Consider the following 15,744-nt stretch of genomic DNA (forward strand, 5'->3'; position numbering starts at 1 on the left):
CTGAGCTGCCTACTCGGCAGTGAAGTTGTTTGATCGCCCAGCCCGGTCGTGCCAGGCTTTCTGAGCTGCCTACTCGGCAGTGAAGGAACGGGTGGCGCTAAAAACATTACTCCCTCCTTTCTGAGCTGCCTACTCGGCAGTGAAGCAGCTGTGCCAGAAGCCGGCTGATGACTTTGCTTTCTGAGCTGCCTACTCGGCAGTGAAGTTGCCCCTGCTTAATAAGCGAGTCTTCAAGATTTTCTGAGCTGCCTACTCGGCAGTGAAGGGCGGCGAACCGGCGAACCGCCAGGCATTGCATTTCTGAGCTGCCTACTCGGCAGTGAAGAATATTGACGCAGATGGCCTTGGCTATTACGTTTTCTGAGCTGCCTACTCGGCAGTGAAGCTTATCTTTCATGCAGATCCAGTCATCGGCCTTTTCTGAGCTGCCTACTCGGCAGTGAAGGCGAGATGAGCTGATAACGGCGTTCACCAGCTTTTCTGAGCTGCCTACTCGGCAGTGAAGATACGCCTTGTAGACATCCCGGTGTACCGCACTTTCTGAGCTGCCTACTCGGCAGTGAAGGAGTGAAGCGTGGCGCATTAGAAATTCTCTCTTTTCTGAGCTGCCTACTCGGCAGTGAAGGTGACTCATCTCGTCTTCCGCTACAGCCAGCTTTTCTGAGCTGCCTACTCGGCAGTGAAGTTGTTTAACGGCCCAGCCCGGACGTGCCAGGCTTTCTGAGCTGCCTACTCGGCAGTGAAGCTGTTGCGCCCGGCGATCTTCCGCTTCGGCCTTTTCTGAGCTGCCTACTCGGCAGTGAAGGATGGCGCAGACGTTTACAGCTACTCACTTGCTTTCTGAGCTGCCTACTCGGCAGTGAAGCATCATCGCCAGGCTGGTCATTGCGCTTTCGTTTTCTGAGCTGCCTACTCGGCAGTGAAGGGTAAATGACTTGGTTTCGCCTGGCTTGGGGTTTTCTGAGCTGCCTACTCGGCAGTGAAGAAAACGGCGCTCGCGGGCACACCAACAGGGTTTTTCTGAGCTGCCTACTCGGCAGTGAAGATCTTCGGCGGGCTGGCCTTGAACTCACTCATTTTCTGAGCTGCCTACTCGGCAGTGAAGCCACTCATCATCGACCAAGGCGTGACCAGCGTTTTCTGAGCTGCCTACTCGGCAGTGAAGGGATTTACACCCTCAAGCGCCAGATTTTAGGCTTTCTGAGCTGCCTACTCGGCAGTGAAGTAACTAAAAAATAGTCTAAGTAACTAATTTTTAAAGAACGATGACAAAAATAAGGCGGCAAACCTATTTTTTGATCTGCCGCCTAACTCATTGATTTTTTTCGATTCAAACCGCCGTGCAAAAAAAGGGTTAAAACCAGGGTACCGTTGCGCCTTGGCTCAAGCCGTACGTATTGAACTCGCCCTCTACAGGTTCAGCTTGTGGAGGGCTTTGTTCAATAAACAGCGGGAAATGCTGTTTGGTTGATTGGCTTTGTAACCGCAAAAAGGGATGCGTTAATGGTGCGCGATTTTGAAGCATGCTTTCAGCCACCTCAACTTCCAGTGAATTACGTTTCACTGCACGCCGTATGCGGGCGGCCGTCTGCTTGCTTTGCACTCTTTGTACAGTGACATAGCTGACGTTCGCCGGGATGGGTTTAACGGCTGTCACCTCGGTATAGTCTCCCAGGCCTTTCAACCAATATTGCTCCATCAAATCATTCAGCGTTGCTTGTTCTGAATGAATTCTGAGCAGTGCCCCCGGTGTATTACGCAGTTCTGGGAAACTGACGCCGATCGAGTTTCCATCAAGCGCGGCCAGCGCTCGGTGGAGTTTCGAATACACCGCGTTCATCAACGTTGGCGTATTGAATTCTGGATCTGACAGCACTTTTATATCGATGTAGTGGTTCATTCTGTCGCCTTTAATCTGCTTTGCCGAAAACCCCACCGCGAACGAGCGTGGCGATTACGTAATGCTGCTGGTTCAACTCCGGTTCTTTGTCTTTAATAATCCAGTTATCCAGTAATGTGTAAAAATCCATTTTGTCTTTTGGCTGCCGGTACGCCTTACCCCGGCTGGTTACGGAACCATAAGGTTCTACCGCAATCGGGCCAACTTCATCCGCATCGGGATACCAGGTATCAATTGTTCGCAAAGCATTGCCTACTTTTTGTGAGTGCATAGCCGCTATGCCACTGACGTCATACAGCACTTTGCTCTTGTCGCTTTTTCCTTTGTCCAGAATCAGTTCCTGAGACGGAAACACTTCCTGGCCTTGGCCCAGTTTTACAAACGCATCGACGGTGATAAAGGCAAAGTCTTCACCTTCCAGGCCTTTTTGAATTACATCGCTTAGTGCTTTTAAGTCGCCGGTGGGCTGAGACAATTTGCGCAAGCTGAAGCTATAGCCATCGAAAATCCAACGGTTGTCGCCATGGGTAACGTGCACTTCTACGGCTTCCGCACCTACACGGTTGCGCCAAAGAAAGCGGCCGTTGGCAATGTTTTCTGCGTAACGCGTGGCAAGTTCAGCGAAGCTATTTTTTTGAATATAACCGTTTACTTTTTCTGCAAGAGCGCTTTGATATTCGGGGCTATTGCAGGCTGAAGGTGTCGCCAGCCCGCCCAGAATTCGCAGGGTAAAATGTACTTTCAGGGTGTCAGCGTCAAAAGGTAGAGCCGCGACGTCTACGCGCTGAAGATTGGCTTTTTCTATTTCGGCATCCATTTTTGCCGGGTCGTCGGCTATCGCAGTTTTCATACGGTTGGATATGGTGCCACGTACGTCTTTAGTTTGAACGGCCAGCGGTGACCATTTTTCTGCGGCGGCCCGGTCATCCCAGTAGCCTGAATGCATTAATGCATCCGAGTTTGCCAGTTTGCGCTCAAAGGCCAGTACAGATGCTGTTGTTAATTTCGCCATGATTTTATCCTTCTCTTCCGATTGAGTTTAGTCTTGCAGCAGTTGTGTAGATTCAGATTGATAGTCGTTTTTGCATAGGTACCAGTCGCCATCCTGTTGGTAGCGCCAAAAAATATGGCTTATGTCGCGTAGGCGGTGAGGGCTTATCCATTGGCCTACGCCGTACGCCGATTCCACAAAACGAAATGGCACGCTGGGGTCGCGGGCGTTGGCCACTTCGCCGGGTGGATATAATGGTGATATTGCTTTGAATCCGGTTGTTATGGGTACTAGCCATCCTTCACCTGGCTTGGCAACGTAGCGCCATTCTGCCGGTGTTGTTTCATCGGCTGTTTTTCCTTCCGCAATCTGAGGGTAAGCGCGATACCGGAGTGCTGAAAAGTCCAGCCAGGCATCCAACAGGGTGGCATCAGCTTGCCGTTCTCTCAGACTGGAAAGATGTTCGTGCAGTAGTGGTGAACGATCGACCAGCATGAAGCCCGGAAGCAATCTGAGCATACTCTTTCTGAATTCTTTGCTGCGTTCGTCGTAGTCTTCGCTCAGCGTCTTAAATTCAACGCCTTGAATTGCCTGTATTGTGCCGCCGGCCAGTCTCATCATGGGGATTTTACGCGCGAGCTCGTTTTCAAATCGGGCGGTGTTTTCAGAATCGCTGGCTGCACCAAAATCCAGGTCTTCGGTGATAAAGTCGCATTCGATAACCAGACTGACGTCCATGTGCATTCGCGCCTCTTCGTTGAAAGGTGCGGTTTTTCCCTCTTTTGTTAGTGGATTGCGTGTTAGCGCAAACACATATTCTCCGTATGGCGTGGGCTGGTGGGCTTGTACCTGGTGGCTGTGACAAACGACCGCGCAACCGTCAAATCGTACGCCTTGTATTTTCTCTGCATAGCGTGACAGCGCATGAGTGAAACCCAGAAAGTTGGTTATGCCGGGAAAGCCCCAGGTTAGCCCAGCAATTGCGTTGGCGTTCTGGACTTGTACATGTTTCAGGATAAGTAGTGATTTCATCGGCCTGCCTCCAGATCGTCTTTTAGCAGCAGCAGTTTTTTCTCTAAAAGCCGATTCCATTCCTGGAACTCCGCATCGCTAAAACCACTCAACGTTGTTTTATAACTGAGGCGACTGTTTAGCCAGGTTGCAAACTGGCGAGCGATATCGCTTTGCCAGTCGTTTTTCGCCCGTTGTTGTTTGAATTCTTCGTCCAGCTCAGTTCTGTAAGGGTCGAGCCAAAGTTGTTCTGCAAAGCTCAAATCTGTTTCGGCGCTCCAGCCGCGCTGAGCGTGCAGTTGTTGTACCTCTGCGGCGCAAATCAACAGAATATCGACCAGCTCGTCTACCATTGCAGCCCGCCGATCACGGCGTTCTACAGTACTGGTGCGCTTGGCAATTCGCTCCAGATAATCACGCAGACTTTTCACCGTTCGCCAGGCACGGCGATCGTACTGCCGCCAGAATGAGTGTTTGCTTCCGGAGGGCGTGTTGATTTGAGTATTCCAGGCTGGCGGTTGTGAGGACAGTAGAAAACCGCGGCCGTAGCGGCCGGTATTTAACTGGGAAATATTTTGCGGCTTGGTCCCACCGAAACTTTGGACCGCTATGTTCGGAAAGCGCACCGCGTCGTCGGCACAATAACGGCCTTTTTTGCGAGCTTCGCGGATACTTTTAGACGATTCGGAATAAAAACTATTGGTTATCTTGATGTAGAGCTTCTGATTGAGTGACGAGGCGTACAGCGGGCTAATCAGGTGATACCCGTCCTCAACGGGGAAGTAGAGCTGCTTGGATAACTGGCCACTTTTTAGCTCTTTATCGTGAAGCGCTGCCTTTAATCCATGTAACCAGGACTGATACTGCTGGTTATCCGCTGCTAATTGCTCAAGTGCCGAGCTTTCACCCGATGCGATTTCCGCCAACAACGAGTGTCCATCTGACGACTGTTGCAAAAGTCGCGCGACGTCCAACGCTGCGGCGTTGCCAACTACGTCTGGCTCCAGTTCGTCAAGTGACTGTGAATGCAGATATGCGCTGGTCTTTATTTCAGTAGCGCCCTCGTTGGGCTGAAGAAATACGCCCATTCCCCTGGTGTCTGAGTGGGTATATTTGGGCGCATGGGTCACCATGCTGATCTGGCCTGCGCGTTTTGCGGCTTCGGTAAGCCAGTTTTGCGGTTGGAAGTAGGCTACAAGTTCAGCGCGTTTTTCTTGCAGTTTCTGTTCAAGCGCGATGGCGACGCCAGGCTCTGCATTTGCGCGCTGCTTAACAGCATCTTTGTCGAACGCATCCAATTTGGTGGTCAGACGGTCTGCAATAAACGTCTTTATTGTTTCGGCCAGTGGGTTTAGGTTATCCATAACATTCCTTTTTTTTATCCTATTTTAGACAGAATATAGCCTCATAGGATTATAATTCAAGTCCTCGTAGTTTTCGGATACTATCTAAGGCTGGAAACTGCTGCAAGGCAGCTCAGAAATATGAAGCTATATTCTGCAAATCTACTGCTGAAAAGCAGCACCGGCACGCCTTTAAGGCGTGCCGAACACTCCCAGGAAGTCGTTGTAGTGCCAACGAGCAGGTGGTTCAAGCTTTCGCAGTCGCACTTCTCCGTATCGCAGTGAGCAGTATTTGATGTCCATTTCTTTGCGCTCTGCCATGCTTTCAATGAGATTTTGTGGATTGATAACGATCCATGGGGAAACACCATCCGCGAATTCAATCGTCATTTTTTCAAAATGGTTGGTCTGTTGAACAGTGGAGCCATCTTGAAGCACTTCGTGAAACTCAGGCTCATCACCTTCATCCTCCATACAAAGCGCATAGCATTGCTGCGATTCGGAGGCTCTAAAGCGTGTGCGTCTTTGCAGTTCGGCGCACCAGGTTGGATTGTGCTGCCACCAAAGTGCGCTGTGAATAGGCTGAAGCCTGTGCCCAAAAAGACGGGCGTTCAGCTGTGTGTGCTCCAAGTCCACCAGACTATGCTTGGCATCTAACTCGGCGTTGGCCTGAATACGTGGTATGGCGTTGATGTGGACGTACTGTTCGGGCTGTAGGATGTCATCCAGACAATGACTGGCTAGCGGAAAATTTTTTGACTCAAACCCTGGTTTTTGAAAGCTGATATCAGCCCCTTTCATGCCGCGAACGTTTCTATTCATGATCAGCAGGTTGGGGCTTTTGGGTGATCGTCGCCGATGGCGCTGAATACGTCCTGCTAACTGAATTAGCGAGCGCATGGAGCTGGGCTCGGCGATCGCCCAGTCGTAGTCGTGGTCTCGCCCTACTTCCGTAACGGGTGTACCCAGCACTAGAAAAACATGTTGGCAATCTGGGGCTTTCGCCATTGCGCTTGAAATCATCGGTTGATGCCAAATGGCATTTTCATCGTTTCGGTTTAAAACGGCATCCAGCTCGCGTTCAATATGCGACCTTACAATCAACGGGTATTGGCTGTGGTAAACACACAAGTGCAGCTGATACCCCTCGGGTGCCGGTTTGCTGGCCAGCGCCTTTGCCAACGCAACCATAGGGTTGATGTTAGCCATGCGGATCAGCCCAACAGAAACGGCCACATCGCCCTGGGCGGCCTTTGTATTATGGGCATCGTGCAGTGTGAAAATATGGGAATGAAGTGTTTCTGCCAGTGCGGTCACAATCGTTTCACTGTCGATTTTTTCAGCACTGACGGGCAACAACTGGGCGTATCTGAGTGGCGCCTGCTCTTTTTTCAACTGTTTTATGCGCTGCTCCACAAATTGTTGATGTGCAGTACCAAAGGTGTCAGCTGATGGGTGATCGGAAATAACCGAGCCAAATTCATCAAACCAGGCGCAGATTACCGCAGGTTGCTTTCCTGGTTCACCGCAGGCGTTGTTGAATGTTTGTCTGCCGGCGGCATAGGCGTCAAACAGCGCGGTAACCAATGCTGGCGGTAATGTTGCGGATGACAATAAAACCCGACTGCCCAATAGGCCGGCCCAGTTCACCAGCCGGCACAAGGCTGGCAAATCTTCCAGCCCAAAGTCATCGGGCTCGTCCAAAACCAGGTCTGAAGTCAGCAATCGCAACATAGGCGCAATCTGTTTACCGCCGCGGGTACCCTCGGTTGCGGGCATCAGGTAATCAATGGTGCTGACCAGAACCGGCGCGCTTATAAGTTGATGCAGGCGGGGGCTGCGCTTTAGCCACTCACTCAAAAGACCGTCGTCCAGAGTGCCCTCATAACGCAAGTGGTGATTGCCGTCGATCAAATCGTCCGCTGATTCACTGCCGGTGCGCTCTGATGCTGTCGTGCTTTCTAAATCTGCTTCCGCTCGCTGTTCGTGAAGTTTTCTTACGGCCTGCGACCCAATCAGGACCGCCATATCTCCAGAGTCCAGATGCAAGCGTTCCTTAAAAGCATCGCCGGTTTGTAGGGTAAGTGTTCTCAAGCCCAGAGCGACGTTAAAGCGGCAACCTTCACGTTCGTTGGCGAGCCCATACATGATGCGAGCGTTAGCAAAGGTTTTACCGCATCCGGTTGAGGCCATGTTGATACCAAAAAAGCCCTGCTGACGAGAGCGCTCAGATACGCTTCGCGAAAGATCGTAAGCTTTGTCTTGCCAGCGAAATCGCGAGATCGTTACGCGTTTTTTTAGGGCTTTCAGGCGCGTAATAGCTGGCAGTTGCTTTCGCAGACTGGGTAATCGTTTTGCCATCAACACTGCGTTATGGCCAACGCCAATGTTGTGCTCGTCGAGCCTCTGCTTCAGTTGGCGGGTTTCCCTGTCGGTATTGGCGTAAGCTTTATAGCGCTTGTCTTGCCATTGCACGACCGGCGGGGCGGCGGAGTAGCAATGGTCAGCCAGCATCAGCACCAGGCGTGCGAGATGGCTGGTAAAGCGGTCAGCCATCCAGTCGTGTTCCTGCAATTTTTGATGTTTGAGTGCACGTTTACCCAGACTTTGTGCTTTCTGGCACCAGGTGCGGCTTGAAAGAGGGGTGCCGTGTGGGAATTTGCGGATGCCGGCCCAGTGTTTCGCTTCCCAGTCGGTGAAAAAGATTTGCGGCGAGTTCCAGCCTGCGTTGAGCGTTTTGCCTTCCAGCCAACTGTCGATGCGCTCAGTATGAGGCTGGGAACTTGCGCCATCGACCTTGTGAGGAAACTCAGGCAAGCGGTGATGAGTCATAATCAGCCAAGCCGCAACGCGTGCAATGGGGCGCTCTGTCCATTTTGAAAACGGGTTACTGAAATGTGCCGGTTCGTCTTCGACCAGCCGGGCCAATACGCTTTTTTCCAGATCAGGCGTAACGGTTTCCAGTTGCTCCAGCCATTGCGGGTCACTGAGTTCGCCTACAAACGCTTCAAATAGCCGTAGGCTGATCCACTCGTGGCGAATGGGTTCGCTGCCTTTGCCTGTGTAAGACGGCTTTAGTTTTCCCTGAAATAATGCGTTGGCTTTGCCGAAATCGTGGAACAATCCTGCAATGCCCGCCAGCAGTGATATGGCTTCTGCCGTATGCCACTGGTTTTCATCGTCTTGCCTTAGAATATTGCGGCTTGTGCTATTGGTTGGCACCGCTCCTTCTTCGTTGAACTGTCCGATGTTGCCGACAATCCACATCAATTCACTGTGATCTTTGCCCCGAATCCAATGGCAGGCCACGGCGGTGTTTTTGCGGGCACTCTTTTTCAGCAGCTTGCGAAGTGTAATCAGGCCTTCCATAGTGATGGGGGTTTGCCAAGTTCGATCGCCCCGACGCTCGGCAAACTGATCCAGTATCTTTCGGGTTTCGGTTAGCGCGTTTTTACTGCATTGGGAAATTAGCAGCACGTTCATGACTTCGCGCTCCCGAGTGTCACGGCGATATCCTTGAGGGTATCAATCATAAAGTCGAGAGAACCGGTGCGGGTGAGGGCTTCAATGCAACTGCGCCGAAATTCCTGTTCTTCGTCGCCACGTGAGGCAGAAATAAAGGCTTGTGGCAGAATGACTGCGTCTTTCACAAGGTCTGCCGCGTCGAAAACCAGACCACCGCGCCTGGTTTTGCCGTGCAATACCGCCAAGCCATGGGGTATGCCCAGCACCCAAGTAGCGGTAGCGCCTAGACCGTAGGCAAGGTAGTTGCCGTGATCCAGGAAGCGGTTGGCGGGGTCGGCGCCGGTGCCGCGTTTGGATCGTGTGAACTCGCCATAACTAAGGGCGTTTACGGCCAGCTTGAAAAGCTGTTTCGTTAATCTGGCCTCTTCCGTGAGTAGGTTCATCACATCCGGGGCGTGCTCTATGCGCTCGAGGCTGCGCTCCACAAGTCCATTGAGTTGGTCAGAATTGATCTCAAAGCCGTTGTCTTTGAGTTGGCGGCTGCCAAGCCATAGCTTTTGAATCATACCCAGCCGCGCCCGCTGAATGTGCTTGGCCGCCGCTAAGCGTTTTTCGTCGTCAAACCAGAAACTGACCCAGCCCTGAAGGTATTCCGTTGGACGGTATTCACTTTGAGGGGAGAACCAGGCTACTTCAATATCAACTTCGTTGGCGCTGAATAGCGGTGTGCCGCCGCCGCCGGAAAAACCCACAAGAACCCCGGCTTTTGCCAGTTCCCGCATCGCCGCTTGGGTGACAGATGTACCCGTCCCCAGCAGCACTGTTGTGGTGTTCGCGATGGGGATGTTCCAATACAGTGAGCGTTTGCCTTCGTCGGTCACATACTCGACCCTTCCGCCGTTCACAAGTAAGCGACAATGTTCCAGATAGTAAATGTTGGCTCGTTTGGAATGTAAAATGGTTTTTAGATCGCTGGGCGAGAAATCATCCATGAAGACACCTTGTAAACGGACGGCTAAATTTAGCGCTCTGTCGATAATATATTCACTGTGGCTTCAGATCGTTATCAAGTCCAGTCGTTGTGCCTTAACGCGCAAGCCACACAATAAGCCCCCAGCATTCAAATCTCTTCCGGGCGGCCAAACAAGTATCCCTGAAAATTCTTGCACCCATGATTAGCCAGCCAGTTTCTCTGCTCTTCCGTTTCTACCCCTTCGGCAATGACTTCCAGATTCAGCCCCTTGGCAAGTCCGATTATAGATTCCACAATGGTGGAGCTTGCCAGGTTGGTTGTTAACTCATTGATAAATGACTGATCTATTTTGATTTGATCCAGCGGCAACTGGTTGAGATAGCTCATCGAAGAATAACCTGTGCCGAAGTCATCCAATGAAAAACGAACGCCCATGGAACGAAGGCGCTTCATCATTCCGGTGATTCGCTCGGGGTCATCCATTAGCAGGCTTTCGGTTACTTCAAGTTTGAGCAGGTGCGGTGGTGCACCTGTTTTCTCAAGAATCCGGCCTACATGGTCTACGAAGTTATCACTCTGAAACTGAACGACGCTGACGTTAACCGCAAGACTGAGCTCAGAGCGGGCGGGCTCTGACTGCCAGGCCGCCAGCTTTTCACACGCTTGTTCGATAATCCATCGGCCGATAGGCAGAATAAGCCGGCTCTGTTCGGCGATCGGGATGAAAACGCCCGGGGATACTATGCCCCGTTTCGGGTGACGCCAGCGCAAGAGCACTTCGTAACCGACCAGCTGATCCGGGTTGCGGATCTGGGGCTGGTAATAGAGCACCAGTTGCTCCTCTGCCAGGGCGTTCCGCAATTCCTCTTCCATAAGAACGTGCTGAACAACCTTGGCCTGTATTTCAGAATCGAAGAATGAGATGCGCTTTTCACCCCGAAGCTTCGCCCGTTCTTTTGCCTGCTGGGTTGCCTGCTCGGCTTTCTGAAGTTGTTCGTCAGGAGCTGCGGTGTGCCCGTCAATCAGGATAATGCCGATACTGACACTGACCTGGATTGTCTGCTCCAGAACCTTAATCGGGAAGGTAAAGGCGCTAAGGATTTTTTCCGCAACACTCTCTGCAGAACGCGCTGCCACTTCCTGAGAGGCGTGCCGGCTGGACAACAGGATGGCAAATTCGTCCCCCCCGATGCGCGCAAGGGTATCACTTTCACGAACCACGCCAGCCAGCTGCCCGGCCAGGGCTTTCAGGACCAGGTCGCCAAACCCGTATCCCCTGGAATCATTAACCGCGCGTAGCTGTTCGACATCAACATACAAAAGGGCAGCGTGGGCATTCTGCCGGATAGGGTTTTTGCGGACCCCGGAGATCCTTTCATCGAGCAGCGCCTTATTTGCGAGCCCTGTCAGTGGGTCGTAGAAGGCCAGCTGATGCGCTTTCTGTTCGGCTTCTTTGCGCTGGGTAATGTCGTGAAACGTTCCTACGTAGTTCTGAACGATGCCTGACTGTCCGTAAACGGCGGTGATGGTCAGCCATTCCGCGAACTCCTCTCCATTTTTCCGAAGGTTCCATATTTCACCCTCCCAAGAGCCTTCTTTCCGCACCCGGCCCCAGAGATGCTGGTAAAACTCAAGGTCTTGCAACCCGGATTGAAGCATGCGCGGGTTCTGTCCCACCACGTCATGTTCGGTGTAACCGGTTATGCGTGAAAACGCTTTGTTGGTTCTTAGTATCACTCCACGTTCATCGGTTATCATAATGCCCAAATGGGTCTCGAACGCAGTAGAAGCAATACGCAGTTCAGCCTGTTGAAACTTGCTCTCAGTTACATCACGCACCACAGCCATGTAACCGCCGGACTCGCCCGTTATGTCTCGCAGCGCACTCACCCGAGCTGCGAAATCGCGCGCTCCGCCTTCAAAAAACAACTGGTATTCAAAGTCGAGGGTCTTCTCGGTTTTTCCAACGTCTACCTTTAACTGGTCAAGCTGGGCAGCAAGCTCGGGCGGTAGCACCTTGCTGTAATGCAGGCCCGGCAGTTTTTCCGCAGGCATCAGTAGCTGGCTTTTGTCCTGCGCATGCACAAAGGTGAACCTTCCCTGTTCATCGAACACGAAGATCAGATCTGGAATAGAGCTCACAAGGGCCTGCAATCGGCTTTCATTGGTTTGTGCGCTTTGCTGTAAAAGCCTTCGTTCCCGGTTTTCGTGCAATAGCGCATTCTCAACGGACAGTCTTCGGAAGAACTGCCTCAGAAAGAACAGGCCAATGATCGCAACCAGTAAAATGCCGGTGGCCCCAACCCAAAGACTCTGGTACCAATCTTGTAACGCCACTGACGCTTTCTCGCCAACGACAACAATGTAGGGCGCACCCGGCACACGCTTGAAAGCGTAAAACCTTTTCTCACCGTCAATGTATGACTCGAAAACCGCCTGATAGCTGCTGGAATCACTGTCAATAAAACGACGAATTTCCAGACGGTTGACGACCTTTCCCAGACTAGACGTATCTTTGAGAGCAGTTGGAATACGGGCGACCAGTTTCATCGATTCGTCAATAATGGCGATGCTTTGGCCATCGGACAAGGATAATCTGGCAAAAGATTCGGAGAGCATTTCAGGCGATTGACGCGCCACAATCACAGCGCTGATATTGCCGGTGTCGGAATGCAACTGGCTCAACATCCAAATCCAAATCCACAGATCACCGGTTTCTGGGTCTGTATACAGCGGTGTTACGACTTCACGGCTAGGGTTGCCAGACAGGTAGCTTGCAATAAAGGGCCAGTCAGGAGTTTTGGTGACGCTCTTGCCTATTGAAGGGTAGAAAAAATTGCTAGCCGGATCTGCGACGAACAGTTTGTCTATGAATCCCAGGCTGGAAACCTTCTGATCCAGATACGATTCTATGTTCTCAAGGCGGGTTTCGGCTGAGGTGTTTGGCTGGTGAACAAGGAGCTGAACAAATCCGGCGAGAGCCCGCAGGCCGTACCCGGTAGAAAACAGCCTGTTTGCAACCAGTTCAGCCGCCAGATCAGCGCGAGCGACAGAGCGACCTATTGCAGTCTCTTTAGCCTGCTTGTAGGTGTTTTGAGCGACGTAACCAGCGGAAACCACGAGGCCGAGCAACGCAAAAATATACAACGCAATGGGAAGACGATAAGGCGCGGCAGAGCTCGATCTCGTCCTGTTTTCTTGCTTTTTCATTCAAACTGCTCATTAGTCGTTATTTTTGGCGTTTGGCGACAAATCCAAGCACCCAGAAAAGTAAACGCTGAGCGAGTTATAGCAACTCAAAATCAAAAGATGTGAGTAAACAGTAGTAAGCAGTGGTTTTGCTTTCTGCCAACTATCCAGAGAACCCCAGCATGAAAAACCCTTTCGCATCTCTGTTCAAAAAAACTCCGTAAATGAACGTTGAACAACTGCAAAAAGCGGCGCCCGTTGCAGGCGCCGCTTTTGATTTGCTCAAACAGTGCTTGCTCTACCCCTGCTTCATTTTGTCAGAGTAAGGCGGCCATCCCATAGGTTTACCAGCCAGCAGATGCAGGTGAATGTGGAATACGGTTTGGCCGGCGCTTTCGCCACAGTTCATGACTGTGCGGTAGCCGTCTTCGGCGAAGCCCATTTCTTTGGCCAGTTTGGCGGCCACGTAATACAGATTGCCCACCAGTTCCCGATCGTCTTCGGTGATGTCGTTAATCGTCGCAATGTGCCTTTTCGGAATAATCAGCAGGTGCACGGGCGCTTGCGGGTTAATGTCGCGAAACGCTAGGGTAGTATCGTCTTCGTAAACGATGTCAGCGGGAATTTCCCGGTTGATGATTTTGGTAAAAATAGTTTCTGACATAACAGGCTCCTTGTTAAAAATGAGGTAGAAAGTGAGTTAAAAAGTAAGGTTCAGTCCAGTCCCATGGCGTAACGGGCGACGCGGTTGCGGGCGAAAGGCAGTGCCTGCGCGGCGCCCAGGCCCAGATTGCGCAGCAGGTGCAGGGGCGGAACGCGGTTGCTGAACAGGTGATAAAAGGCATCCATAGCCAGCATCATGCGGCGGTTAGCCGGTCGGCGCTGGTGTTCATATTGGCCCAGTAAGGCGGGGTCGGCCAGGTCGGTGCCGTTGTTACGGGCAACAATCAATAGTTGTTGCAGGCATTGAGCGTCTTGAAAACCCAGGTTCACGCCTTGGCCGGCCAAGGGGTTGATGGTGTGGGCCGCATCGCCGGCCAATACCACGCGGCCCTGGTAATAGTGTTTGGCGTGCTGGCGGGCAATGGGGAAACTGGCGCGGGTGTCTATATGCATCAGCTCTGGCAGCGGTTCGGGAAATTCCCGTTGAATTTCGGCCATCAGTTGCTCGGTGGACATAGCTTTGAGTTGTGCCAGCCGGGCGGGGGCGTCGTACCACACCAGCGAGCCCCAGCTTTCACCGGGAAATTCTTCGCCGGCTGTGTGCAACGGCAAAAAGGCCCGCGGGCCAGAGGGTAAAAAGCCCTGCCAGGTGATGTCTTCCACCGCGCCGCGGTAACGAACAGACATCACCATGGCTTGTTGGTCGTATTGGCTGCGGGTGACCCCAATGCCGGCCAGATCGCGCACCCGGGATTGGGCACCGTCGGCACCTACCACCAGGGTTGCGGTAATGGCGGTGTCGTTATCCAGATCCAGCTGCGCGTGATCAGGGTTCTGGGTGAGGTTTGTAACTGCAACGCCCGGCATTAACGTGATGTTTTTCTGAGTACTTGCGGCCTGCCAAAGAGCCGCCTGAGTAACGCTGTTTTCCACAATGTGGCCAAGGTGGCTGGCGCCCAGTTTATCGGCGTTGAATTCCACTCGTGCCAAGGGCTTTGGCAGCAGGCGGGTAAGCGGGTGTGAAGACTGGTCCCATACCGCCAGGCGGCGATAGGGCGTGGCGCGCATGGCCAGAATATTGTCCCATGCCTGAAGGCTCTGCAAGTAGCGTTCACTGCCGGCGCTGAGCGCTGACACGCGAATATCGGGCGTGCTGGCTGGCACAAATTCGGGGGCGTCAGCAAAGTCAATCAGCGCCACGCGAAAACCGTTGCGGCCCAGGCCTGTCGCAAGGGCTGCACCCACCATGCCGGCGCCGACAACCGCAATATCAAATGCTTGAGTCATATCGGATTCCTGTTTGTTGTTATCAGTTTACGCGATGGCAACAAACAGGCAAGCCGTGGAGTGGATGTTGTTTTTTTGTACGCAGCCTCAATCGGCTTTATACATGTGCATATCACGCTGGGGGAAGGGAATACTGATGCCTTCGGCGTCGAACGCCTTCTTGACGCGTTCCTGCATGTCCCAGTAAAACGGCCACAGGTCTGCGGATTTGGTCCAGACGCGCACGGTCAGGTCAACAGAGCTGTCGCCCAGGCCGCCTACCACAATCATCGGTTCCGGGTCTTTCAGAGAGCGTTCGTCTTCTTCAATCAGGCGCTTGATGGTGGCTTTGGCCTTATCAATGTCGTCACCGTAGCCAATGCCAAAGCTCATGTCGCAGCGGCGGGTAGGGTAGGCGCTGAGGTTGGTCAGGCTGGAGTTGGACAGGTCGCCGTTGGGAATAATAATGCGGCGGTTATCAAAGGTATTAACGATGGTGTACAGAATAGAGATTTCCACCACCGAACCCAGGTAGCCCTGGGCTTCGATGACATCGCCCACTTTGAATGGCTTGAAGATCAGAATCAGCACGCCGCCGGCGAAATTGCCCAGGCTGCCTTGCAGTGCCAGGCCAATGGCCAAGCCGGCCGCACCAATAATGGCAATAAAGGACGTGGTGGCAATGCCCACCATGGATGCCACGGAAATCAGCAGCAGAATTTTCAGAATGGCGGATAACAGGCCGCACAGAAAGGTATTCAGCGTAGGGTCTTTTTTGCCAAGTTTGCTATCCAGTAAGCGAACAAACCGGTTAATCAGCCACATACCCACAATCAGGGTGATAATGGCCAGTACCACTTTGGGTGCGTAGGCCATGACCAGTGTGATGGCCTGGTCTACCAGTTCTGTGGCGCGGCCGTTGGCGCCGAACAAATCTTCCATA

At 52.5% G+C, this 15,744-nt stretch carries 10 protein-coding genes and 1 CRISPR repeat array (1 of these 11 only partly in view); all 10 genes read right to left on the reverse strand.

Annotated features, from left to right (window positions below; all coding sequences use genetic code 11):
- Positions 1–1,225: direct repeats of the CRISPR family, unit length 28 nt; unit sequence TTTCTGAGCTGCCTACTCGGCAGTGAAG (it extends 125 nt beyond the left edge of the window).
- A 129-nt stretch (positions 1,226–1,354) separates the two neighbouring features.
- The gene (cas6f, locus tag ATG98_RS09365; protein ID WP_098420801.1) at positions 1,355–1,900 is read right to left on the reverse strand and encodes a type I-F CRISPR-associated endoribonuclease Cas6/Csy4; all 546 of its coding nucleotides are present in this window, start codon (positions 1,898–1,900) and stop codon (positions 1,355–1,357) included.
- Positions 1,901–1,910: 10 nt separating this feature from the next.
- Entirely contained in the window at positions 1,911–2,912 is a 1,002-nt protein-coding gene (gene csy3 / locus ATG98_RS09370) for a type I-F CRISPR-associated protein Csy3 (protein ID WP_098420802.1), read from the reverse strand.
- Between the two features lie 27 nt (positions 2,913–2,939).
- Entirely contained in the window at positions 2,940–3,983 is a 1,044-nt protein-coding gene (gene csy2, locus ATG98_RS09375; RefSeq protein WP_218925853.1) for a type I-F CRISPR-associated protein Csy2, read from the reverse strand.
- Positions 3,920–5,266: a type I-F CRISPR-associated protein Csy1 gene (gene csy1 / locus ATG98_RS09380; protein ID WP_098422737.1), complete on the reverse strand. Its 1,347-nt coding sequence runs from the start codon at positions 5,264–5,266 to the stop codon at positions 3,920–3,922. Before csy1 ends, csy2 begins: the two co-directional genes overlap by 64 nt.
- Positions 5,267–5,437: 171 nt before the next feature.
- On the reverse strand, positions 5,438–8,728 hold the full coding sequence (gene cas3f, locus ATG98_RS09385) for a type I-F CRISPR-associated helicase Cas3f (RefSeq protein WP_098422738.1): 3,291 nt from the start codon (positions 8,726–8,728) through the stop codon (positions 5,438–5,440).
- On the reverse strand, positions 8,725–9,702 hold the full coding sequence (gene cas1f / locus ATG98_RS09390) for a type I-F CRISPR-associated endonuclease Cas1f (protein ID WP_098422740.1): 978 nt from the start codon (positions 9,700–9,702) through the stop codon (positions 8,725–8,727). Before cas1f ends, cas3f begins: the two co-directional genes overlap by 4 nt.
- A gap of 128 nt (positions 9,703–9,830) precedes the next feature.
- Positions 9,831–12,893, reverse strand: coding sequence for an EAL domain-containing protein (locus tag ATG98_RS09395; protein ID WP_098422742.1), 3,063 nt, complete (start codon positions 12,891–12,893; stop codon positions 9,831–9,833).
- A gap of 277 nt (positions 12,894–13,170) precedes the next feature.
- Entirely contained in the window at positions 13,171–13,536 is a 366-nt protein-coding gene (locus tag ATG98_RS09400) for a histidine triad nucleotide-binding protein (protein ID WP_098420808.1), read from the reverse strand.
- 50 nt (positions 13,537–13,586) lie between these two features.
- Positions 13,587–14,822 (reverse strand): FAD-dependent monooxygenase, encoded by a 1,236-nt coding sequence (locus ATG98_RS09405; protein ID WP_098420809.1) that lies wholly within the window; start codon positions 14,820–14,822, stop codon positions 13,587–13,589.
- Positions 14,823–14,909: 87 nt separating this feature from the next.
- Positions 14,910–15,743, reverse strand: coding sequence for a mechanosensitive ion channel family protein (locus tag ATG98_RS09410; RefSeq protein ID WP_098420810.1), 834 nt, complete (start codon positions 15,741–15,743; stop codon positions 14,910–14,912).
- Position 15,744 lies beyond the last annotated feature (1 nt).

Origin of the sequence: Marinobacter sp. LV10R520-4 (genome assembly GCF_002563815.1) — a bacterium.
Taxonomy (GTDB): Bacteria; Pseudomonadota; Gammaproteobacteria; order Pseudomonadales; family Oleiphilaceae; genus Marinobacter.